The sequence below is a fragment of the Cedecea neteri NBRC 105707 = ATCC 33855 genome, from assembly GCF_001571265.1.
Taxonomy (GTDB): domain Bacteria; phylum Pseudomonadota; class Gammaproteobacteria; order Enterobacterales; family Enterobacteriaceae; genus Cedecea; species Cedecea neteri.
This window is the reverse complement of sequence record NZ_BCTL01000030.1, coordinates 31,359-52,989: the sequence shown is the minus strand read 5'-3', so window position 1 is coordinate 52,989 and position 21,631 is coordinate 31,359. Positions and strand designations below refer to the sequence as shown.

Here is a 21,631-nt window from a genome sequence, read left to right as displayed (position 1 = left end):
AGTAAGCATCATAAGGCCGGCTCACGGCTCGGGCTATTTTGCGCTACAGCGCGAGCGGTGTACCATCGGAACGAACCTTATGAATAATGACTGGAACCCTAAATGAGTTATCGCGTAATTGCTCTCGATCTCGACGGCACCCTGCTGACACCGCAAAAAACAATTCTTCCGGAATCTATTACGGCCCTTCAGCAAGCTCGCGAAGCGGGCGTGAAAGTGGTTATCGTAACGGGTCGCCATCATGTCGCCATACATCCTTTTTATCAGGCACTGGCTCTGGATACACCTGCAATTTGCTGTAATGGCACTTATTTGTATGATTATCATGCAAAAAAGGTTCTGGCGTCCGATCCTCTTCGCCCGGAGCAGGCCACGCAAATGGTGGATTTACTGACGGCTCACCGGGTACATGGCCTGATGTACGTCGACGATGCAATGCTTTATCTCGAAAGCTCAGAACACGTTAAAGCCCACGTCGCCCGTACCCAGAACTGGGCGCAATCATTACCTGAAAATCAGCGTCCGGTTTTCCGCAGCGTGCCTTCATTGAAAGAAGCCGCGCAGGAGGTGAAGTCCATCTGGAAATTCGCCCTGACTGACTCAGACATACCCAAACTCAAGCAGTTTACCGTTGAAGTAGAACGCGAACTGAATCTCTCCTGCGAATGGTCCTGGCACGATCAGGTTGACGTCGCCCAGCGGGGAAACAGCAAAGGTGCTCGTCTGGCTCAGTGGGTAGCTTCTCAGGGGCTGTCAATGGATCAGGTGATTGCGTTCGGCGACAACTACAACGATCTGAGCATGCTGGAAAGCGCCGGGATGGGCGTGGCCATGGGCAATGCCGACGACGCGATAAAATCCCGCGCAGCTATGACTATCGGCACGAATCTGGAAACGGGGATAGCCGAAACGCTTTATAAGTACGTGCTGTAATCAGGTTGCGATCGACACGCTTTTCACTTGCGCATACAGCCACTGACCGGGCTTTACCGCCAGCTCGTCCCGGGCCCAGGGGCTGATGCGCGCCCACAGCGTGCGGGAACCCACCTCGAGCTGAACCTCCACCTGCCCTTCGTCATCAAAGCACTGAGCGACCTTAGCCCGCAGCACGTTACGAATACTGCTATTCACCGGCGGCTGAAGCACCAAAGAGACGTCCGAAGCCTGAATGCGAATACGTAGCGGGGCCTGCACCGGCTTGTCGATTTTGTTCACCCACAGATGTTGATCGCCAAGCGCCAGCGCCGTCATGGCGTAATGGGGATGGTGCTCCAGCACGGTGACTTTCAGCACGCTGCTTTGCTGTTCCTTAGGCAACCACGGATGCATCACGCTGCTGCCCCACACCTCTTCAAGGTTGCCAAACGCCTTCACGTTTCCCGCATCCAGCACCAGCACTTTGTCCGCCAGATGCAAGATTTCCTCCAGCGAATGACTCACGTACAGCATCGGAATGTTGATCTCGCGGGCTAGCCGTTGGAGATAAGGCAATAGTTCACGTTTACGGGGAATGTCCAGCGAGGCTAGCGGCTCGTCCAGCAGCAATAGCTCCGGCGCGGTCAGAAGTGCCCGTCCAATGGCAACTCGCTGCTTTTCGCCCCCGGACAGGCTCCACGGGAAACGTTCCAGCAAATCTTCGATGCCGAGCAGTGCCACCAACTTGTCGAACTGGCCAGCCATGCTTTTTGCCATGCCGTATTTTAAATTGCCGCGAACACGGTAGTGCGGAAACAGTCGGGCGTCCTGGAATACATAGCCGACACGACGCTTTTCGGGCGGCAGATAAAGTTGTTTTTCGGCATCAGTCAGGACGCGATCGTTCAGCACGATACGCCCCTGTTCGGGCTTAGTCAGGCCGCTAATCGCATTGATTAATGAGGTTTTTCCTGCGCCAGAGACGCCAAAAATGGCCGTGATACCCTGGCCCGGCAGGGTTTCATTGATTTCCAGCCGATGCGTGCCCAGCGTTTGAACGAACTTAAGTTCCAGCATCAGTTTGCCCCCATACGTTTGCGGCTGACTCTCGCCAGCCATTCAGCCACCAGCAGCGAGGTCATCGCCAGCGCTATTGCGATCAGGCATAAACGTGCGGCGGCGCTTTCTCCGCCTGGGGTCTGAATCAGGGTATACATGGCTGAAGGTAGCGTTCGGGTTTCACCAGGAATGTTGGAAACGAAGGTGATTGTTGCGCCGAACTCACCGAGCGACCGGGCAAAAGCCAGCACGGTACCGGCAATAATACCCGGTAGTGTTAACGGCAAAGTAATGGTGCAAAAGACACGCCAGCGCCCTGCGCCCAGCGTTCTTGCCGCCTGTTCAAGGCGGAGATCAACGCCTTCGAGCGCCAGGCGAATCGCACGAACCATCAGCGGGAACGACATGACCGCCGCCGCCAGCACCGCGCCACGCCAGCTAAAGGCAAAGGTAATGCCAAACCAGTCATACAGCCAGGCGCCGATAAACCCGCGGCGACCAAAGGCCACTAATAACAAATAGCCCACCACCACCGGCGGCAGGACTAAGGGAAGATGAATCAGGCTGTCGAGCAAGGCTTTGCCCGGGAAGCGGCAACGCACCAGCACCCAGGCAAAGAAGATCCCGATGGGAAGACTGAACAGTACCGCAATGGATGAGACTTTTAGGCTCAGCAGTACCGCCTGCCACTCGGGATCGCTCAATATCATTGTTTCGTCGTAAATCCGTATTTTTGGAAAACTTTCGCCGCTTCCGGTCCTTTCAGATAGCTATAGAACGCGGTCACTGACGGGTTATCGTGGCCTTTAACGATCGCAATCGGGTATTCCACTTTTTTGTGAGAATCTTCCGGGAAGGTGCCCACAACTTTCACACCTTTTCCGGCCACGGCATCAGAACCGTAAACGATACCCAGCGGGGCTTCGTCACGCTGAACCAGAGCCAGCGCACCGCGAACGTCTTCTGCCGGAGCAAGTTTACTGGATAAAGTGTCCCACGCGCCCAGTTTTTGCAGCGCCTCTTTGGCGTAAATCCCCGCAGGCACGTGGTCAGGATCGCCCACCGCCAGACGACCGCCTTTTAGCAGCGAAGCCCAGTCAGTTTTCGCGTCAATGGCAATGTCGCCCTGCTTGCTGGCAGTCGGGGCGACCACCACCAGGCTGTTGCCCAGCAGCGTTTCGCGGGTGTCCGTTTTGATGGTGTCTTTCTCAACAGCATAATCCATCCATTTCTGATCGGCAGAAATAAACAGATCGGCTGGCGCACCTGCTTCAATCTGGCGAGCCAGCGTGGAGGAAGAGGCAAAAGAAGAAGCGATCTCAACTTTCTTCTCTTTCTGATATTGCGTGGCAATATCCTGCATCGCATTGGTTAACGATGCCGCCGCAAAGACGGTAATTTTGCTACTTTCAGCCAGTGCCTGGCCTGCCAGAGAAACCGATAAAGCCGCGCCCAGGGCGAGGCGAACCCAACGTTGATTCATGTTTTCACTCCGTTTGTTTCGTTATGTAACGTGAAATATAACGATTGCAATGCGGAAGATACAGAATTTATCGGCAGAAAGAAGAAGGGCTTTAAAGTTCTTGACGGAGATCAACGGAATGGCTGCTTGCGGGGCGCTAACGCGGCAGAAAGAGAAAACCCGGCAAATGCCGGGTTTTCAGGGAATCAGTGATGCTGTTTCGGCTGTTGGTCGCGATGACCGACTTTTGAAAAGACGTTAAACACTTCACCCAATCCGTAGATGAGACCGAGGATGACTGCCATCACAACCGGCACCATGACCACGGCAAACACCAGGCTTTTCAATAACTCGAACATAGTTGCCTCCGGCAAAAGCGAGAATGATTATTCTAGCGGCAGTTAAGAAAAACGCACTCTCCTTTTGTGCCATTTGCCCGGATCGGCACAATAGAGGAAAATAAGGTTTTTTCTGGCACGGAGAGACCATGCAAGCTGAAATTTTGTTGACGCTGAAACTCCAGCAACGGCTGTTCGCCGACCCGCGACGTATTGCGCTGCTTAAACAAATCCGCCACACGGGTTCCATTAGTCAGGGTGCGAAACTGGCAGGCATCAGTTACAAAAGCGCGTGGGATGCGATTAACGAAATGAACCAGCTGGCAGAATCAAGCCTGGTTGATCGCGCTACCGGCGGTAAAGGCGGCGGCGGCGCGGTGCTCACCCGTTACGGCGAGCGTCTTATTCAGCTCTACGATTTGCTCGCGCAAATACAACAAAAGGCCTTTAATGTTCTGCAGGATGACGCCCTGCCATTGGATAGCCTGCTCGCCGCCATCTCCCGTTTTTCGCTGCAAACCAGCGCCCGCAACCAGCTGTTTGGCACCGTGCTAAAACGCGATGACGAACAGGTTCAGCAGCACGTAGATATTCTGCTGGCTGACGGTGAAACTCGCCTGAAAGCGGCGATTACCCGCCAAAGTGCAGAGCGGCTGGGGCTGGACGAAGGCAAAGAAGTGCTGGTGCTTATCAAAGCACCGTGGATAGACGTCACGATTGATGCTCATGCGGCGGGCAATGCCGATAACCAGCTGCCGGGCAAAATCAACAGCATTGAGCAGGGCAAAGAGCAAAGTGAAGTGCTGATTCAACTGGCCGATGGCCAGACGCTGTGCGCCACCCTGCCGAATATCCACGTAGAACAACAGGCGCTGGCAGAAGGTGCTAAGGTCACAGCATATTTCAATGCGGACAGAGTGATTGTCGCCACACTCTGCTAAAAGTCCACTTCCCATTGACATCAACGCAGACACGCCGTATTTCTGTAGCCTCATCGCTGCAAAAAATGGGATAAAACATGTCTGCGTTGCAAATTTCGCAAGGTACGTTTCACCTTAGCGACATAAAAACCCTTACCCTGAACGACCTTACTCTTCGCGCCGGAGAAAGCTGGGCGTTTGTTGGCGCGAACGGCAGCGGCAAATCCGCTCTTGCCCGTGCGCTGGCGGGTAGCCTGCCCATCATGAAGGGCGAACGCCGCTGCGACTTCACCCGCATTGCTCATCTCTCTTTTGAACAGTTGCAAAAGCTGGTTAGCGACGAGTGGCAGCGCAATAACACCGATATGCTAAGCGCCGACGAAGACGACACCGGCCGCACCACCGCAGAAATCATCCAGGAAGAAGTGGTGAATCAAGCCCGTTGCCGTGAACTGGCCGCGCTATTTGGCATTGAGCATCTGCTCACCCGCCGCTTTAAATACCTGTCGACCGGGGAAACGCGTAAAACGCTTCTTTGTCAGGCGCTGATGTCGGAGCCAGAACTGCTGATCCTGGATGAGCCATTCGACGGCCTGGACGTGAAGTCTCGCCAACAATTGGCTGACCTGCTCGCACAGCTGAGCGCTCAGGGCTATACCCTGGTGCTGGTGCTCAACCGGTTTGATGAGATCCCTGATTTTGTTCAATTTGCCGGCGTGCTGGCAGACTGCACGCTAACGGAAAGCGGTGAAAAGCAGGCCCTGCTGGAACAGGCGCTTATTGCGCAGCTAGCCCATAGCGAAAAACTGGCGGGCGTGGCGCTTCCGGAGGCTGACGATCCGTCTGCTCGCTATACGCTGCCGGAAAACGAGCCTCGTATTGTGCTTAAAGACGGCGTGGTGGAATACAACGATCGCCCTATCCTGCACAAACTTAGCTGGTCGGTGAACCCCGGTGAGCACTGGCAGATTGTCGGCCCTAACGGCGCAGGAAAATCGACATTACTCAGCCTGATCACCGGGGATCATCCTCAGGGCTATAGCAACGATCTGACGCTGTTTGGCCGCCGCCGTGGCAGCGGTGAGACAATATGGGATATCAAAAAACATATTGGTTACGTCAGCAGCAGCCTGCATCTGGACTACCGGGTTAGCACCACCGTTCGCAACGTGATTCTTTCGGGCTATTTCGACTCCATCGGAATTTACCAGGCAGTTTCAGATCGCCAACAAAAGCTGACCCGAGAATGGCTGAACATGCTGGGGATGGATAACGCCACGGCTGACGCACCTTTCCACAGCCTCTCATGGGGGCAGCAGCGCCTGGCGTTGATTGCCCGCGCGCTGGTTAAGCATCCAACTCTGCTGATACTGGATGAACCTCTGCAAGGCCTGGACCCGCTTAACCGGCAGCTGATACGCCGCTTTGTCGATATTTTGATTGGCGAGGGAGAAACGCAGCTGCTGTTTGTGTCCCACCACGCCGAAGATGCGCCACAGTGTATTACCCACCGGCTGACGTTTGTACCGGATGGTGATAAATACGGCTATCAGATAGAAAATATTCTTCCGGTTTAATCCTTCAAGGCGCTGCGGCGCCTTTTTATATCCTGCCGAACTTTGACTTTCGGAATAGACGCACACTTCTATCTTTACGCATTTGTTTTACAATACATTACGCCTTTTTTATTCACGGTAAAAAACGCAGTGTAAACGATACCACTAATCTGGTACATATCACATTTTTCAGCCATCTGATATGCTATGGTTATCTTAACCCATAGGCTATATGGAGCGAAAAATGAGAGTTTTAGTTACAGGTGGTAGCGGTTACATTGGAAGCCATACATGCGTGCAATTGCTGCAAAGCGGGCACGACGTGGTGATCCTCGATAACTTATGCAACAGCAAACGCAGCGTATTGCCGGAGATTGAGCGCCTGGGGGGCAAGCATCCTCAGTTTATCAACGGTGATATCCGCGACGAAGCCCTGCTGGCAGAGGTTTTCCGTGATCATCGTATTGATGCCGTCATCCATTTTGCCGGCCTGAAAGCCGTCGGTGAATCGGTGAATAAGCCGCTGGAGTATTACGACAACAATGTGACCGGCACCCTGAAGCTTATCGCCGCGATGCGAGCGGCAAACGTAACTAACTTCATCTTCAGCTCTTCCGCCACCGTTTATGGCGACCAGCCTCAAATCCCTTATGTAGAAAGTTTCCCTACCGGCAAGCCGGCCAGCCCTTACGGGCAAAGCAAGCTGATGGTTGAGCAAATTCTTACCGACCTGCAGAAAGCACAGCCGAACTGGAGCGTTGCTCTGCTGCGCTACTTCAACCCGGTTGGCGCACATCCGTCAGGCGACATGGGGGAAGATCCTCAGGGCATCCCAAATAACCTGATGCCTTACATTGCGCAGGTTGCCGTCGGCCGCCGCGACTCGCTGGCTATCTTTGGTAACGATTATCCAACCGAAGACGGCACCGGCGTGCGTGACTACATCCACGTGATGGATCTCGCCGACGGCCACGTCGCCGCCATGCAGGCACTGAACGGTAAACCGGGCGTGCATATTTACAACCTCGGCGCGGGCATCGGCAGCAGCGTGCTCGACGTTGTGAATGCCTTCAGCAAAGCCTGCGGCAAACCGGTGAATTACCACTTTGCACCGCGCCGTGACGGCGATCTGCCGGCCTACTGGGCCGACGCCACCAAAGCCGACAAAGAACTCAACTGGCGTGTCAGCCGTTCGCTGCAGGAAATGGCAGACGATACCTGGCGCTGGCAGTCACGCCACCCCCAAGGTTATGAAGATTAAGGATAGGTGATGGAGCAGTTTAACCCGGTCGATCATCCGCATCGACGCTATAACCCCCTAACGGGTCAATGGATTCTGGTTTCGCCACATCGGGCGAAGCGTCCCTGGCAGGGCGCGCAGGAAACGCCAGCGCAAGACAAACTCCCGGTTCACGATCCGGACTGTTTTCTCTGCCCTGGCAACACGCGCGTCACCGGGGATAAAAATCCTGATTACGCTGGCACTTTCGTTTTTACCAACGATTTTGCCGCGCTGATGACGGACACGCCCGATGCCCCGGCAAGCCATGACCCACTGATGCGTTGCGAAAGCGCGCGGGGTACCAGCCGGGTTATCTGCTTCTCTCCCGATCACAGTAAAACGCTGCCGGAGCTTTCCATTCCTGCTCTGGAAGAAGTGGTAAAAACCTGGCAACAGCAAACCGCCGAGCTGGGGCAGACATACCCGTGGGTTCAGGTCTTCGAAAATAAAGGCGCGGCCATGGGCTGCTCCAACCCACATCCTCATGGACAGGTTTGGGCAAACAGCTTCTTGCCTAACGAGGTCGCCCGTGAAGATTACCAACAACGTGAATATTTCGCCCACCAGGGCACGCCTATGCTGTTGGACTATGTGCAGCGTGAACAGGCGGACGGTAGCCGCACCGTGGTTGAAACCGAACATTGGCTGGCAGTCGTCCCTTACTGGGCTGCCTGGCCGTTCGAAACGCTGCTGCTGCCCAAAACACACGTCCTGCGTATCACCGACCTAAGCGCAGAACAAAGTACTGACCTGGCACTGGCGCTGAAAAAGCTCACCAGCCGCTATGACAACCTGTTCCAGTGCTCTTTCCCTTACTCCATGGGCTGGCACGGCGCACCGTTTAACGGTGAGGGCAACCAGCACTGGCAACTTCATGCCCATTTCTACCCGCCGCTGCTACGCAGCGCCACGGTGCGTAAGTTTATGGTCGGCTATGAAATGCTGGCTGAAACTCAGCGCGATTTAACCGCAGAGCAAGCCGCAGAACGCTTGCGTGCCGTCAGTGATATTCATTTCCGCCAGTCAGGAGCGTCATTATGAGTCTGAAAGAGAAAACCCAGCATCTGTTCACCGAACAATTTGCTTACCCGGCAACCCACACTATTCAGGCTCCGGGCCGCGTTAATCTGATTGGCGAGCATACCGATTACAACGACGGTTTTGTGCTCCCCTGTGCCATCGATTATCAAACGGTTATCAGCTGCGCCAAACGAGATGACCGCATCGTGCGAGTTATTGCCGCCGATTATGACAATCAGCAGGACAGCTTTTCCCTCGATGCCCCTATCGTCTCGCACGATACTCAACAGTGGGCGAATTATGTCCGCGGCGTGGTGAAACATCTGCAGAAGCGCGATAACAACTTTTCCGGCGTGGATATGGTGATAAGCGGTAACGTGCCGCAAGGTGCTGGCCTGAGCTCTTCCGCGTCGCTGGAAGTCGCGGTAGGCAAAGTGTTCCAACATCTTTACCATCTACCTCTTGATGGCGCGCAGTTGGCGCTTAATGGCCAGGAAGCAGAGAACCAGTTTGTCGGCTGTAACTGCGGCATCATGGATCAGCTGATTTCCGCCCTTGGTAAGAAAGACCATGCACTGCTGATTGACTGCCGTTCTCTCGGCACAAAAGCCGTTTCGATGCCAAAAGGCGCCGCGGTGGTGATCGTCAACAGCAACTTTAAGCGCACGCTGGTTGGCAGCGAATACAATACCCGCCGCGAACAGTGTGAAACCGGCGCTCGTTTCTTTAGCCAGAAAGCCCTGCGCGACGTCGACCTGGCAAAATTCAACGAAGTGGCGCACGAGCTGGATCCAATCGTTGCCAAACGCGTTCGTCACGTGCTGACCGAAAACATCCGTACTGTGGAAGCCGCTGACGCGCTGGCAAAAGGTGATCTTGTCCGAATGGGCCAGCTGATGGCCGAGTCACACGCCTCCATGCGCGATGACTTCGAAATTACCGTGCCACAAATCGACACCCTCGTGGAGATCGTGAAGGCGACAATTGGCGAGAAAGGTGGCGTACGTATGACCGGGGGCGGTTTTGGGGGCTGTATTGTCGCGCTGGTGCCTGAAGACCTTGTCCCGGCCGTTAAACAAGCAGTGGAAGAACAATACGAGAGCAAAACGGGTATTAAAGAAACCTTCTACGTTTGCAAAGCCTCCGAAGGAGCGGGTCAATGCTAAAAGAAACGCCACAGCTGGCGCCGGACGGCCAGTCGTTTCGCCTGACCACCCTGCGCAACGGCGCAGGGATGGTGGTCACGCTGATGGACTGGGGCGCGACCCTGCTTTCTTGCCGGGTACAGGTAAAGGGCGGCAGCGTGAGGGAAACATTACTCGGCTGCGCATCACCCGAGCACTATTTGCAGCAAAGTGCCTTTATGGGCGCAACTGTCGGGCGCTACGCTAACCGTATTGCGGGAGGGAAACTCACCGTTGGCGGCGAGACGCTCCAGCTTGACGTTAACCAGGGCGAAAACCAGCTTCACGGCGGGCCGGAAGGCTTCGACAAGCGCCGCTGGCGTATTGCCGTTCAAAATGAGCAGGAAGTGATTTACGAGCTGGACTCATGCGACGGCGATCAGGGTTTCCCCGGCAAACTACACGCGACGGCCCGTTACGCCCTTACGGAAGATAACCGCATTAGTATCGAGCTTCGCGCCACCGTTGATAAGCCGTGTCCGGTCAATCTCACCAACCACGCCTACTTCAATCTGGACAACGCTCAGAACGACGTTCGTCAACATAAGCTTCAGCTGCTGGCCGACAGCTACCTGCCGGTTGACGTAGACGGCTTGCCCGCTGGCGGACTGAAAAAGGTTGACGGTACCAGCTTCGACTTCCGTGAGCCGAAACCCATCGGACAGGATTTCCTGAGCGATGCCGATCAGCAGGCCACCAAAGGCTATGATCACGCTTTCCTGCTGCAGGCAAAAGGCGACATTAGCAATCCAGCGGCAAGCGTCTGGTCTACCGACGGTGAGCTGGAAATGAAAGTGTTCACGACGGCTTCGGCACTGCAATGCTACAGCGGCAATTATCTGGCGGGTACGCCAGCGCGCGACGGGCAAAGCTACAGCGACTGGAATGGTGTCGCGCTGGAAAGCGGATTCTTACCGGACAGCCCAAATCACCCGGAATGGCCGCAGCCGGACTGCTGGTTAGAGCCGGGAGAAACATACCTCAGCATCACGGAATACCAGTTTTTGCCTCATTAAAATTTGTTGCCCTTTTCATTAAGGGCAATTTCTCACCAAATCGCTGACTTTACCGCCAAATCACGCCAAAAATATAACAACCTTTTACAACCACCTTACACTCCACGCGCTTTTTCGCTATGTTAAACGTTTATCATTGCCGTGGCTTATGGCGCGGCAATATAATGATAATTGTTATCATTAATCCCAGGCTCATTAAGGAGTAAATCATGGCTGTTACTAAGCTGGTTCTGGTTCGTCACGGCGAAAGCCAGTGGAACAACGAAAACCGCTTCACCGGTTGGTATGATGTTGATCTGTCTGATAAAGGCCGTACCGAAGCGAAAGCTGCCGGTAAGCTGCTGAAGGATGAAGGCTTCACCTTCGACTTCGCTTATACGTCTGTGCTGAAACGTGCCATCCACACCCTGTGGAACATCCTCGATGAACTGGACCAGGCCTGGCTGCCGGTCGAGAAATCCTGGAAACTGAACGAGCGCCACTACGGTGCGCTGCAGGGTCTGAACAAAGCTGAAACCGCCGAAAAATACGGTGACGAGCAGGTTAAACAGTGGCGTCGCGGCTTCGCGATCACCCCTCCTGAGCTGTCTAAAGACGACGAGCGCTTCCCTGGCCACGATCCACGTTACGCAAAACTGACCGACAGCGAGCTGCCAACCACCGAAAGCCTGGCGCTGACCATCGACCGCGTAACGCCGTTCTGGAATGAGTCCATTCTGCCACGCATGAAATCCGGCGAGCGCGTTATCGTTGCTGCTCACGGTAACTCCCTGCGCGCGCTGGTTAAATACCTGGATAACCTGAGCGAAGATGAGATCCTCGAGCTGAACATCCCTACCGGCGTGCCGCTGGTTTATGAGTTTGATGAGAACTTCAAACCGCTGAAACGTTACTACCTGGGCAACGCTGACGAAATCGCAGCCAAAGCCGCAGCAGTAGCCAACCAGGGTAAAGCGAAGTAATTCGCCGCCCATAAAAAAAGGCGTGGTATGCACCACGCCTTTTTTATTGCTCAAATCAGGCCATTAGCCGCGACGAGCTTTTACCGCATCGGCAAGCTTGCGCAGCGCCACTTCGGTATCTTCCCAGCCAATGCAGGCATCGGTCACGCTTTTGCCGTAGACCAGCGGCTCGCCGCTCTCCAGGCTCTGGTTGCCTTCTACCAAATGGCTTTCAATCATCACGCCGATGATTGCCTTCTCGCCACCGGCAATCTGACCGCAAACGTCGGCAGAAACATCCATCTGCTTTTTAAACTGTTTACTGCTGTTGGCATGGCTGAAATCGATCATCACCTGTGGCTCAAGACCCGCTTTCACCAGTCCCGCTTTTACCTCTTCCACATGCTTGGCGCTGTAGTTAGGCTCTTTGCCGCCGCGCAGAATAATGTGGCAATCACCGTTCCCACTTGTGTTGACGATGGCGGAATGACCCCACTTGGTCACGGACAGGAAGCAATGTGGCGCACCTGCGGCGTTGATAGCATCAATAGCCACTTTGATCGTGCCGTCGGTACCGTTTTTAAAGCCAACCGGGCAAGACAGGCCTGAGGCCAGCTCACGGTGAACCTGCGACTCGGTGGTACGCGCGCCGATTGCTCCCCAGCTCATAAGATCCGCCAGATACTGAGGCGTGATCATATCCAGAAATTCCCCGGCCGCCGGCAGGCCGGAATCGTTGATATCCAGCAGCAGCTTACGCGCAATACGCAGGCCGTCGTTAATTTGATAGCTGCTGTCCATGTGCGGATCGTTAATCAGGCCTTTCCAGCCCACGGTGGTACGCGGCTTTTCAAAATAAACGCGCATCACCACCTCCAGCTCACCCTGAAGTTCTTCACGCAATGCCAGCAGGCGTGCGCCGTACTCTTTGGCAGCCTTCGTGTCGTGAATGGAGCAAGGGCCAATCACCACCAGCAGACGATCGTCGCTGCCTTTAAGGATTTTGTGAATCGCTTTTCGGGCCTGAGAGACGGTGTGGGCAGCTTTTTCAGTGGCGGGGAATTTTTCCAGCAGCGCTACAGGGGGGAGAAGTTCGTTAATCTCTTTGATTCTTAAGTCGTCGTTCTGATAATTCATGATAGTTCCGGGGTCATCCTGATATTTTTCTTCGTTGCAATCCTTTCAATCTAACTCGCATAACCACAAGTGTAAACGGGCTTTTACACTTCTCACAGATTAATCCTGAAAACTCGAAAAAAACAGTGAAAATGTGGTGAACACGCGCCTGTTAACTACACTTCTCAACTGTTAACGCTGAAAAGTATTAAATTTTCAATATGGAAAACTATTTTGAAAATTAAACCCCGGTGCAGCCCCCTGCCCTGCAAAGTTTTTCAGCATATTGCACTGCACTGTTGGACGAAGTTATCCAGCAATAACGACCAGAACAGGAGCACAACATGAAAAAATTAACCACACTGCTATTAACCGCCACGCTGACCCTGGGTAGCGGAATCGTCTATGCCGCAGACTCAACGTCGGGCGCAAACAACGGGCAGGCAAACGCCAGCGCCGAAGCGGGCCAGGTCGCGCCTGACGCACATCAAAAAGTTGCTCCAAACGGCGTCAGCAATGACAAAATCAACGGTTCTCACCATAAAATGAGCAAAAGCGAAGTGCACAAAAACAGCATGTGCAAAGATGGACGTTGCCCTGACATCAACAAAAAAGTTGAGACCGGAAGCGGGCAAGACGTGAACAAAAAAGTCGACGGAACTTCGCAGTAATTCCCTCACAAAAAATAGTTGGAAGAGAGCCAGACGGCTCTCTTTTTTTATCGGCATCTTTCAACAAGTTGACGTCAGGAAGCGGTTATAATTAGCTCAACGTGACTGATATTTGTGAGAGATTATGGCGCATTCACACCAACACACACCTTCCGACAATAACGCAAAACGCCTGTTGTTTGCTTTCCTCATCACGGCAATTTTTATGGTTGCCGAAGTCATCGGCGGCCTGCTTTCCGGCTCACTGGCCCTGCTGGCCGACGCAGGCCATATGCTAACCGATGCAGCCGCCCTGCTGTTTGCCCTGCTGGCCGTGCATTTTGCCCGTCGCCCCCCCAACGCCCGGCACACTTTTGGCCTGCTGCGCCTCACGACGCTCGCCGCTTTTGTTAACGCTATCGCACTGGTAGTGATCACAATCCTAATCGTCTGGGAAGCGATTCAGCGCTTCTCGAACCCCCAACCGATTGCGGGCTGGGCGATGCTGACTATCGCCATCGCCGGGCTACTGGCGAACCTGGTCTCTTTCTGGATCCTGCACAGCGGCAGCGGCGAGAAAAATCTCAACGTTCGCGCTGCAGCACTCCATGTTCTTGGCGATTTGCTGGGTTCAGTGGGGGCCATTGTGGCGGCGGTGGTGATTCTCTGGACGGGCTGGACGCCGATTGACCCGATCCTCTCGGTGCTGGTTTCCTGCCTGGTATTGCGCAGCGCCTGGAGCCTGCTGAAAGAGAGCGTAAATGAACTGCTGGAAGGTGCGCCGAGCGCCATTGATATTGCCGCTCTGAAACGCAATCTGTCACGTTCGATACCGGAAGTGCGTAACGTCCATCACGTACATATCTGGCTGGTTGGAGAGAAGCCATTGATGACGCTGCATGTTCAGGTCGTACCGCCGCACGATCATGATGCCCTGTTGGAGCGTATACATCACTTCCTGGCGCACGAGTACCAGATAGAACATGCCACGGTACAGATGGAGTATCAGGTTTGCCACGGGCCAAACTGCGACCTGAACGAGCATGACCATCCTGCCGGCCATGCTCATCATCATCATTGATCAGGAGAAGGCGCGCGAGCCCGACTGCCGCGCGCTTTTAATCCACATCCGGCTACCGTTTAGCGCAATGAAAGTCAGGATGAGATATTCCAGCGACATCGCGTAAACGCCCTGCAGCGCAAAGATAACAACGCTTATCACATTGATGATTGTCCACAGCAGCCAGTTTTCCACGTATTTACGGGTCATGAGAATCATGGCCACAATCGACAGAACCATCATGCACGAGTCCCAGAACGGGTAAGCATCTGGCTGGAGTTCTGGCAGGGTAACGTTCATCCCCAGGCTTTGCATCACCGTCACGGCAATCCGGGTGAGGAAAGCAAAGACCGGGTCGATAAACATCGTCATTAGCCCAATCGAGGCGATGATAATCACCAGCCAGGCAATAGCCTTAGGCAAAGCAAACCCGCCAGCGTCCCCACGGCCTCAATCCATGATAAGTCATACCCACCCGCCCCAATGGGAATGTGGACAAGTATGTTCTGCGTACTAAAAAAATCCATGAACTCCCCAGAGCGTAATTCTCTTACGCGTTACCTTTTACCGTCCGACGTAACTCTGCCGCGAAGTTGAGCATGCGATTAAGCGGAACGAGAGCCCCTTCACGCAGCGCAGCGTCTACTTCTATAGTGTGCGCAGCGCCACCCTGCTCCAGCCCCTCTGCAATCGCTTTGAGCCCATTCATTGCCATCCACGGGCAATGTGCACAGCTACGGCAGGTTGCTCCTTCCCCTGCAGTTGGCGCCTCCAGTAACTCTTTGTCCGGGCACGCCTGCTGCATTTTATAAAATATCCCACGGTCAGTAGCCACAATAAGCTGCTGATGAGGCAGCGTTTTGGCGGCATTAATTAGCTGACTGGTCGAGCCCACGGCATCGGCCATATCAACCACCGCCTGCGGTGATTCTGGATGGACCAGCACCGCTGCATTAGGGTATAGCGCCTTCATCCGCGCCAGAGCCTGAGTTTTAAATTCATCATGCACAATGCAGGCTCCTTGCCAGCACAGCACATCGGCACCCGTTTGCTTTTGAACATAACTGCCAAGGTGGCGATCCGGCGCCCAGATGATTTTCTCCCCCTGGCTGTCCAGATGTTCAATCAACTCTACCGCAATACTGGATGTCACGACCCAGTCCGCACGGGCTTTTACCGCGGCAGAGGTATTAGCATAGACGACCACCGTCCGATCCGGGTGCTGGTCGCAAAAAGCGTTAAACGCCTCAATCGGGCAGCCGAGATCTAATGAACATTCTGCATTGAGGGTTGGCATCAAAATTGTTTTCTCAGGGCTGAGGATTTTCGCCGTTTCCCCCATAAAACGAACGCCGGCCACCAGTAGCGTTGATGCCGGGTGGTTAGCGCCGAAGCGAGCCATCTCAAGCGAGTCGGAAATACATCCGCCGGTCTCTTCCGCAAGCGACTGAATTTCCGGGTCGGTGTAGTAATGTGCCACCATCACCGCATCCCGCTCTTTAAGCAGGCGCTTAATTTTTTCACGATAGAACTGTTTTTCATCCCCGCTCAGGGGGGTGGGTTTAGGCGGGAAAGGATAAATCGCGGTTTCCGGGTCAAACATTACGCTCATCATGCAATCTCGTTTTACTGACTTAACACAACAGGCCGTATCAAGCGTGATTTACGCTATTACCTGCACTCAATGTTTTATATGCTAAACAAGATAGCGAAATTTAGTCGAGATGTCGTGAGTTATTGCCTGATGGGCCGTAAGAAAAAGAAACGTAGGATGCAGGGCAGGATAAAAAGCGGGGATTTTCAAATTGCAGATAGCAAAAAGGCGCCTTTAGGGCGCCTTTCTACATTGGTGGGAAAATTATGCAGGATACACTCGTCTCATCCTGAGACTCACCCTTCGGGTCACCGCAAGCGGCGATGCAAAATTGTTCCCGACAATTTTGTCGAACCTGCAGCAGGTTCGAACCCACACGAATCGCAAATAGCAAAAAGGCGCCTTTAGGGCGCCTTTCTACATTGGTGGGTCGTGCAGGATTCGAACCTGCGACCAATTGATTAAAAGTCAACTGCTCTACCAACTGAGCTAACGACCCGCTGTATGCGGTTACTGCTTTGAAGTTTTGCTTCGCTAGATTAGAACCTGCTGCAGGTTCGAACCCTTCACGCCTGACTACATCTTTCTACTTTAAGCTGGTGGGTCGTGCAGGATTCGAACCTGCGACCAATTGATTAAAAGTCAACTGCTCTACCAACTGAGCTAACGACCCGCTGTGCGGCTTATGCAAACTTCTTTACTGCTTTTACTTTAAAGTGGTGGGTCGTGCAGGATTCGAACCTGCGACCAATTGATTAAAAGTCAACTGCTCTACCAACTGAGCTAACGACCCACTTTTGCGTCACTTTGGGTTTGTTTCGTATCCCTTGGCAACGGCGGCATATATTACTGATTTAAGATTTTGACGCAACAATAATTTTGACGCAGATCGCTCAACTGATTATGTTTCGCACGGCAAGACCAGAAAAACGACGATATCTGGTCAGGCCGCACGCATTATTGCGCATTCAGACGTTTTTGAGCCTGCTTTGCACCGTCAGTATTGGGATACTGTTTAACGACCTGCTGGTAGACGGCTTTCGCTTTTGCAGTGTCGCCTTTGTCCTGCATGATCACGCCAACCTTAAACATGGCGTCCGGTGCTTTAGGAGATTTTGGGTAGTTTTTCACCACAGAGGCAAAATAAAACGCCGCATCATCCTTTTTGCCTTTGTTGTAATTCAACTGACCAAGCCAGTAGTTGGCGTTAGGTAGATAAGTTGAATCCGGATACTTCTTCACAAAGGACTGAAACGCGTTGATAGCATCGTCCTGACGCGATTTATCCTGCACCAGCGCGATAGCAGCGTTGTAATCGCTATTAGCGTCACCGCCTTGCACCGGGGCAGCAGGAGCCGTGTTAGAGGCCCCAGCATCCGGCGTGGCAGTCTGGGTAGCTCCGGCAGCAGGTTGTTGCCCTGCTCCCGCAGCCGCGCCGCTAAGGCTATCCATCTGCAGCAAAATTTGCTTTTGACGTTCCACAACCTGATTCAGCTGATACTGATTTTCCTGAATCTGACCGCGCAGGGAATCAATGTCATTCTGGTTATCGGAGAGTTGTTGCTGGAGTTGGGTCAAAAGTTGACTGTGAGCGTTAGAAATACGCTCGAGTTGAGTGACGCGGTCTTCGACCGAGCCTGATCCGACACTACTGATTGGCGCCTGAGCAGTAGCGGCCCAGGGGGCCGCTATGCCAACCAGTAACGACAGACTCAACAAGTGATGTCTGAAGTTACTGCTCATGCGATTCTCTTAGTAAACCAGTACGGCACGACGGTTTTTAGCGTAAGCCGCTTCGTCATGACCCAGTACTGCAGGTTTTTCTTTACCGTAAGAAACGATGGAGATCTGGTCTGCAGAAACGCCTTTACCTTGCAGGTACATTTTAACAGCGTTAGCACGACGTTCGCCCAGTGCGATGTTGTACTCTGGGGTACCGCGCTCATCCGCATGACCTTCTACGGTCACTTTGTAAGACGGGTTGCTACGCAGGAAGTTAGCGTGCGCATCCAGCATTGCAGCGAATTCAGAGCTAACATCGTATTTGTCCAGACCGAAATAAACGATGTTGTTCTGCTGCAGCTGTTGCATCTGCAGACGAGCCTGCTCTTCAGAAGACATGTTGCCGTGGCCGTTAGCGTCCATACCAGTGCCGGCACCCAGCATACCTTCACCGCTCTGACCATTGTTGGCGCTCTTGTTAGAAGAACACGCCGCGATAGCCATAACCGGCAGAGCAATCATCAGCCCTTTCAGCACTTTGTTCAGTTGCATTTCTTTGATCCTTTAATAATCAATATTGTTATCACAGATACGGCGACCAGGCAGGGAATTTGACCTGTCCATCAGTTGCCGGAAGACGCGCTTTGAAACGCCCATCTGTTGAAACCAAATTCAGCACGGATCCCATCCCCTGAGAAGAGCTGTAGATTACCATAGTGCCGTTAGGTGCCAGACTTGGCGTTTCATCCAGGAACGTTGACGATAAAGTTGTTACGCCACCCGCTACCAGATCCTGTTTGGCAATGTGCTGCTGACCGCTAGCGGAGCTGACCATTACCATAATTTTACCGTCGGCACTGACATCGGCATCCTGGTTCTGAGAACCTTCCCAGGACAGACGCTGCGGAGCACCGCCATTAATACTGACTTTATAAATCTGTGGACGCCCCGCCTGGTCAGAGGTATAGGCCAGAGTTTGGTTGTCCGGGAACCAGGTTGGTTCGGTGTTGTTGCTGCGACCCTCAGTCACCTGACGAATCTGGCCAGAGCCCAAGTCCATCACGTAAAGCTGCAGGCTGCCGGTTTTAGACAGCGCGAACGCCAGCTTAGAACCATCCGGAGAGAATGCCGGTGCACCGTTGTGCTGCGGGAATGAGGCAATCTGACGCACTGCGCCGTTAGCCAGCGTCTGCACAACCAGCGCAGAACGGCCGCTTTCGAAGGTCACGTAAGCCAGTTTGCTGCCGTCCGGAGACCAGGCTGGAGACATAAGCGGCTGCGGAGAACGGTGAACCACAAACTGGTTGTAGCCATCGTAATCAGAAACACGCAGCTCATACGGGAACTGCCCGCCATTGGTCTGTACAACGTAAGCAATGCGGGTACGGAATGCGCCCTTAATCCCGGTCAGCTTCTCAAACACTTCGTCGCTGGCGGTGTGGCCTGCATAACGCAGCCACTGCTTGTTCACTTTGTAGGAGTTCTGAGCCAGCACCGTGCCCGGCGCACCAGAGGTGTCTACCAGCTGGTAAGCAACGGTGTAACTGCCGTCACCGTTAGGCGTAACCTGACCGACGACAACGGCGTCAATGCCCAGCGCTGTCCAGGCCGCAGGCTGAACTTCCTGAGCAGAACCCGGCTGCTGAGGCAGGCGAGATCTGTCGAGTGGGTTGAATTTACCGCTGTTACGCAAGTCGGCAGAAACAATGCCACCAATATCTTCAGGCGCGGCGCCAGGGCCTGCCCAGGTAAACGGAACCACACCAATCGGACGAGCAGAGTCGACACCCTGGGTGATCTCGATACGAACTTCTGCGTGCAGCACCGCTGCCCACAGCATTAAGAAACTTAACGCTACACGAAATGCCTGCTTCATCATATCTCCCTTATCCGGGCGGAAAGCCCACGATAATTTAGCAGAATGTTAACAAACCCAAATACACAAAACTACCAAAACCCTGTAACTCAGCTTAGTGTGCTTTCCCCGTCATGGCGGGGAAAACCGCGTTAAGGCTTAAAGTCGATCGGTGCGTTCTTGAAGACTTCATAAACAGCTTCGCTTGGCGGCTTAGGAATCTTCGCCAGACGCGCTGCCGCAATGGCAGCCTGGCAAAGCGCCGCATCGCCACCTTCTGGCTTGATATCAAGCAGAAGGCCATCCGGTGCCAGTTTGATCCGCAGTGAACAGGTCTTACCGGCAAACGAAGGATCGTTATAGAACTTACTCTCGATCGCTGCCTTTATCTGACCTGCGTAACCGTTGATCTCGGCACCGCTTGCGCCGTTGTTTTTATTATTCCCTTTTCCAGCGGCGGCTGCGGCATTACCTTTCGCCCCACCGCCTGTTTTCGGTGCATTCTTACCTGAGCTTAAATCACCGAATAAGTCGTCAACGCCCTGCGCTGCGGCTTTGTCAGAAGCGGCTTTCTCAGCGGCGGCCTTCTTCTTCGCGTCAGCGGCCGCTTTCTTATCTGCTGCGGCTTTCGCGGCAGCAGCTTTGTCAGCGGCGGCCTTCTCGGCAGCCTTTTCAGCCGCTGCTTTATCGGCAGCAGCCTGTTTCGCAGCTTCAGCTTTTTCTGCAGCTGCCTGCTTGGCAGCTTCAGCGGCGGCTTTCTTCTCCGCTTCCTGAGCGGCTTTCTTCGCGGCAGCATCTGCAGCTTTTTTCTCAGCATCCTGCTGAGCTTTTTTCGCTGCTGCGGCAGCATCAGCAGCGGCTTTTTTCTCGGCGTCAGCCGCTTTCTTAGCCGCTTCTTCAGTGGCTTTCTTCTGAGCATCCGCAGCCGCTTTCTTCGCGGCCTCTTCTGCTGCTTTAGCCTGGGCATCAGCCTGAGCTTTTGCCTGAGCGTCAGCCTGAGCCTTCGCCTGCGCGTCCGCTTTTGCCTTCGCCGCTGCAGCAGCAGCTTCGGCCTGTTTCTGTTGCTCCTGAGCCTGCTTCGCGGCCGCTTCAGCCTGCTTCTGCTGTTCGGCCTGTGCTTTTGCCTGCTCCTGGGCAGCTAAACGCTCTTTCTCCACCTCTTTCAGGCGCTGTTGCTCTGCCGCCTGTTTTTGCTGAAGTTCTTCTGCCTGCTGCTGCGCCTGTTTTTCACGCTGTTCAGCAGCGCGTTTGCTGCTTGCCTGCTGCTGCTGTTGGCGATTGTAGTTTTCCACTACCGCACCCGGGTCAACCATCACCGCGTCAATAGAAGAACCACCGCCACCACCAGCGGATGCATCAATGTGCTCATCAAACGAGCTCCAGATCAGGATGCCAATCAAAATGATATGCAGCACCACTGAAACGATGATCGCCCGTTTTAATTTAGCGTTCTCTTCGGTTGCCTTTGACACTATCGGTTCCCAAACGTTTTAAGCGAGATGGATCAGATTGGCTGCGTCATCAAACCAACGGACTTCACGCCCGCCTGATGCAACAGATTCAGCGCCTTGATGATCTCGTCATACGGAACATCTTTTGCGCCGCCGATCAAAAAGACCGTTTTTGGATTCGCCTGCAGACGGCGCTGCGCTTCGGCAACAACCTGCTCTGACGGCAGCTGATCCATGCGATCTTTCTCAACCACTACGCTGTACTGCCCTACCCCGGACACTTCAATAATGACCGGCGGTTCATCGTTGCTGCTAACGGTCTGTGAGTCTGTCGCATCCGGCAGATCCACTTCGACGCTCTGGGTGATGATCGGCGCCGTTGCCATAAAGATCAGCAGCAGCACCAGCAGCACGTCCAGCAAAGGAACGATGTTAATTTCTGACTTCAGCTCACGACGACCACGTCCGCGTCTGGCCATGACTTACCCCT

General features: G+C 53.9%; 21 protein-coding genes, 3 tRNA genes and 1 pseudogene. 10 read left to right on the top strand and 15 right to left on the bottom strand.

Annotated features, from left to right (window positions below; translation table 11 throughout):
- The first annotated feature begins 102 nt into the window (after positions 1–102).
- Positions 103–933, top strand: a complete 831-nt coding sequence (locus CNE01S_RS13610; RefSeq protein WP_061276773.1) for a pyridoxal phosphatase — start codon at positions 103–105, stop codon at positions 931–933.
- Here the strand turns inward: CNE01S_RS13610 and modC are convergent, their stop codons facing one another.
- The 4 genes from modC to CNE01S_RS24425 all read right to left on the bottom strand — a co-directional run bounded on the left by modC (position 934) and on the right by CNE01S_RS24425 (position 3,795).
- Positions 934–1,992, bottom strand: a complete 1,059-nt coding sequence (modC, locus tag CNE01S_RS13605) for a molybdenum ABC transporter ATP-binding protein ModC (protein ID WP_061276772.1) — start codon at positions 1,990–1,992, stop codon at positions 934–936.
- Positions 1,992–2,684, bottom strand: coding sequence for a molybdate ABC transporter permease subunit (gene modB / locus CNE01S_RS13600; RefSeq protein ID WP_061276770.1), 693 nt, complete (start codon positions 2,682–2,684; stop codon positions 1,992–1,994). The genes modC and modB overlap by 1 nt, the downstream gene beginning before the upstream one ends.
- Positions 2,681–3,457, bottom strand: coding sequence for a molybdate ABC transporter substrate-binding protein (gene modA / locus CNE01S_RS13595; RefSeq protein WP_061276767.1), 777 nt, complete (start codon positions 3,455–3,457; stop codon positions 2,681–2,683). The genes modB and modA overlap by 4 nt, the downstream gene beginning before the upstream one ends.
- A 185-nt stretch (positions 3,458–3,642) precedes the next feature.
- Entirely contained in the window at positions 3,643–3,795 is a 153-nt protein-coding gene (locus CNE01S_RS24425) for an AcrZ family multidrug efflux pump-associated protein (RefSeq protein ID WP_008456213.1), read from the bottom strand.
- Positions 3,796–3,923: 128 nt separating this feature from the next.
- Here CNE01S_RS24425 and modE point away from each other — a divergent pair, with 128 nt between their 5' ends.
- From modE to gpmA, 7 genes are all read left to right on the top strand, one after another.
- Entirely contained in the window at positions 3,924–4,715 is a 792-nt protein-coding gene (gene modE, locus CNE01S_RS13590; RefSeq protein ID WP_061276765.1) for a molybdenum-dependent transcriptional regulator, read from the top strand.
- Between the two features lie 77 nt (positions 4,716–4,792).
- Entirely contained in the window at positions 4,793–6,271 is a 1,479-nt protein-coding gene (modF, locus tag CNE01S_RS13585; RefSeq protein WP_061276763.1) for a molybdate ABC transporter ATP-binding protein ModF, read from the top strand.
- 223 nt (positions 6,272–6,494) lie between these two features.
- Positions 6,495–7,511 (top strand): UDP-glucose 4-epimerase GalE, encoded by a 1,017-nt coding sequence (gene galE / locus CNE01S_RS13580; protein WP_061276761.1) that lies wholly within the window; start codon positions 6,495–6,497, stop codon positions 7,509–7,511.
- A 9-nt stretch (positions 7,512–7,520) separates the two neighbouring features.
- On the top strand, positions 7,521–8,573 hold the full coding sequence (gene galT / locus CNE01S_RS13575; RefSeq protein WP_061276759.1) for a galactose-1-phosphate uridylyltransferase: 1,053 nt from the start codon (positions 7,521–7,523) through the stop codon (positions 8,571–8,573).
- Positions 8,570–9,718, top strand: coding sequence for a galactokinase (gene galK / locus CNE01S_RS13570; protein WP_061276757.1), 1,149 nt, complete (start codon positions 8,570–8,572; stop codon positions 9,716–9,718). Before galT ends, galK begins: the two co-directional genes overlap by 4 nt.
- Positions 9,712–10,752 (top strand): galactose-1-epimerase, encoded by a 1,041-nt coding sequence (galM, locus tag CNE01S_RS13565; protein WP_061276754.1) that lies wholly within the window; start codon positions 9,712–9,714, stop codon positions 10,750–10,752. The genes galK and galM overlap by 7 nt, the downstream gene beginning before the upstream one ends.
- Positions 10,753–10,961: 209 nt before the next feature.
- Positions 10,962–11,714 carry a 2,3-diphosphoglycerate-dependent phosphoglycerate mutase gene (gene gpmA, locus CNE01S_RS13560; RefSeq protein ID WP_008456186.1) on the top strand — a complete coding sequence of 251 codons (753 nt, stop codon included), beginning with the start codon at positions 10,962–10,964 and terminating at the stop codon, positions 11,712–11,714.
- 63 nt (positions 11,715–11,777) lie between these two features.
- Here the strand turns inward: gpmA and aroG are convergent, their stop codons facing one another.
- The gene (aroG, locus tag CNE01S_RS13555) at positions 11,778–12,830 is read right to left on the bottom strand and encodes a 3-deoxy-7-phosphoheptulonate synthase AroG (protein ID WP_061276752.1); all 1,053 of its coding nucleotides are present in this window, start codon (positions 12,828–12,830) and stop codon (positions 11,778–11,780) included.
- Positions 12,831–13,153: 323 nt separating this feature from the next.
- On the opposite strand from aroG, the gene CNE01S_RS13550 reads away from it, so the two are divergent.
- Together CNE01S_RS13550 and zitB are read left to right on the top strand one after the other, a co-directional pair.
- The gene (locus tag CNE01S_RS13550) at positions 13,154–13,480 is read left to right on the top strand and encodes a YbgS-like family protein (protein WP_061276750.1); all 327 of its coding nucleotides are present in this window, start codon (positions 13,154–13,156) and stop codon (positions 13,478–13,480) included.
- Positions 13,481–13,604: 124 nt separating this feature from the next.
- Complete coding sequence (gene zitB / locus CNE01S_RS13545; protein ID WP_061276748.1) at positions 13,605–14,540, top strand: CDF family zinc transporter ZitB; 936 nt, start codon at positions 13,605–13,607, stop codon at positions 14,538–14,540.
- Here zitB and pnuC read toward each other — a convergent pair.
- From pnuC to tolR, 10 genes and pseudogenes are all read right to left on the bottom strand, one after another.
- Positions 14,541–15,046: pseudogene (pnuC, locus tag CNE01S_RS13540) on the bottom strand (nicotinamide riboside transporter PnuC).
- 23 nt (positions 15,047–15,069) lie between these two features.
- The gene (gene nadA, locus CNE01S_RS13535) at positions 15,070–16,131 is read right to left on the bottom strand and encodes a quinolinate synthase NadA (protein ID WP_061276854.1); all 1,062 of its coding nucleotides are present in this window, start codon (positions 16,129–16,131) and stop codon (positions 15,070–15,072) included.
- Positions 16,132–16,536: 405 nt separating this feature from the next.
- A tRNA-Lys gene (locus tag CNE01S_RS13530) sits at positions 16,537–16,612 on the bottom strand.
- 98 nt (positions 16,613–16,710) lie between these two features.
- Positions 16,711–16,786, bottom strand: a tRNA-Lys gene (locus CNE01S_RS13525).
- A gap of 44 nt (positions 16,787–16,830) precedes the next feature.
- Positions 16,831–16,906, bottom strand: a tRNA-Lys gene (locus CNE01S_RS13520).
- Between the two features lie 164 nt (positions 16,907–17,070).
- The gene (cpoB, locus tag CNE01S_RS13515; protein ID WP_061276746.1) at positions 17,071–17,856 is read right to left on the bottom strand and encodes a cell division protein CpoB; all 786 of its coding nucleotides are present in this window, start codon (positions 17,854–17,856) and stop codon (positions 17,071–17,073) included.
- Between the two features lie 9 nt (positions 17,857–17,865).
- Positions 17,866–18,387 carry a peptidoglycan-associated lipoprotein Pal gene (pal, locus tag CNE01S_RS13510; RefSeq protein ID WP_008456172.1) on the bottom strand — a complete coding sequence of 174 codons (522 nt, stop codon included), beginning with the start codon at positions 18,385–18,387 and terminating at the stop codon, positions 17,866–17,868.
- 31 nt (positions 18,388–18,418) lie between these two features.
- Positions 18,419–19,711: a Tol-Pal system beta propeller repeat protein TolB gene (tolB, locus tag CNE01S_RS13505; RefSeq protein WP_061276744.1), complete on the bottom strand. Its 1,293-nt coding sequence runs from the start codon at positions 19,709–19,711 to the stop codon at positions 18,419–18,421.
- 131 nt (positions 19,712–19,842) lie between these two features.
- Positions 19,843–21,162 carry a cell envelope integrity protein TolA gene (gene tolA, locus CNE01S_RS13500; RefSeq protein WP_061276742.1) on the bottom strand — a complete coding sequence of 440 codons (1,320 nt, stop codon included), beginning with the start codon at positions 21,160–21,162 and terminating at the stop codon, positions 19,843–19,845.
- Positions 21,163–21,194: 32 nt separating this feature from the next.
- Positions 21,195–21,620: a colicin uptake protein TolR gene (gene tolR, locus CNE01S_RS13495; protein WP_008456166.1), complete on the bottom strand. Its 426-nt coding sequence runs from the start codon at positions 21,618–21,620 to the stop codon at positions 21,195–21,197.
- Positions 21,621–21,631 lie beyond the last annotated feature (11 nt).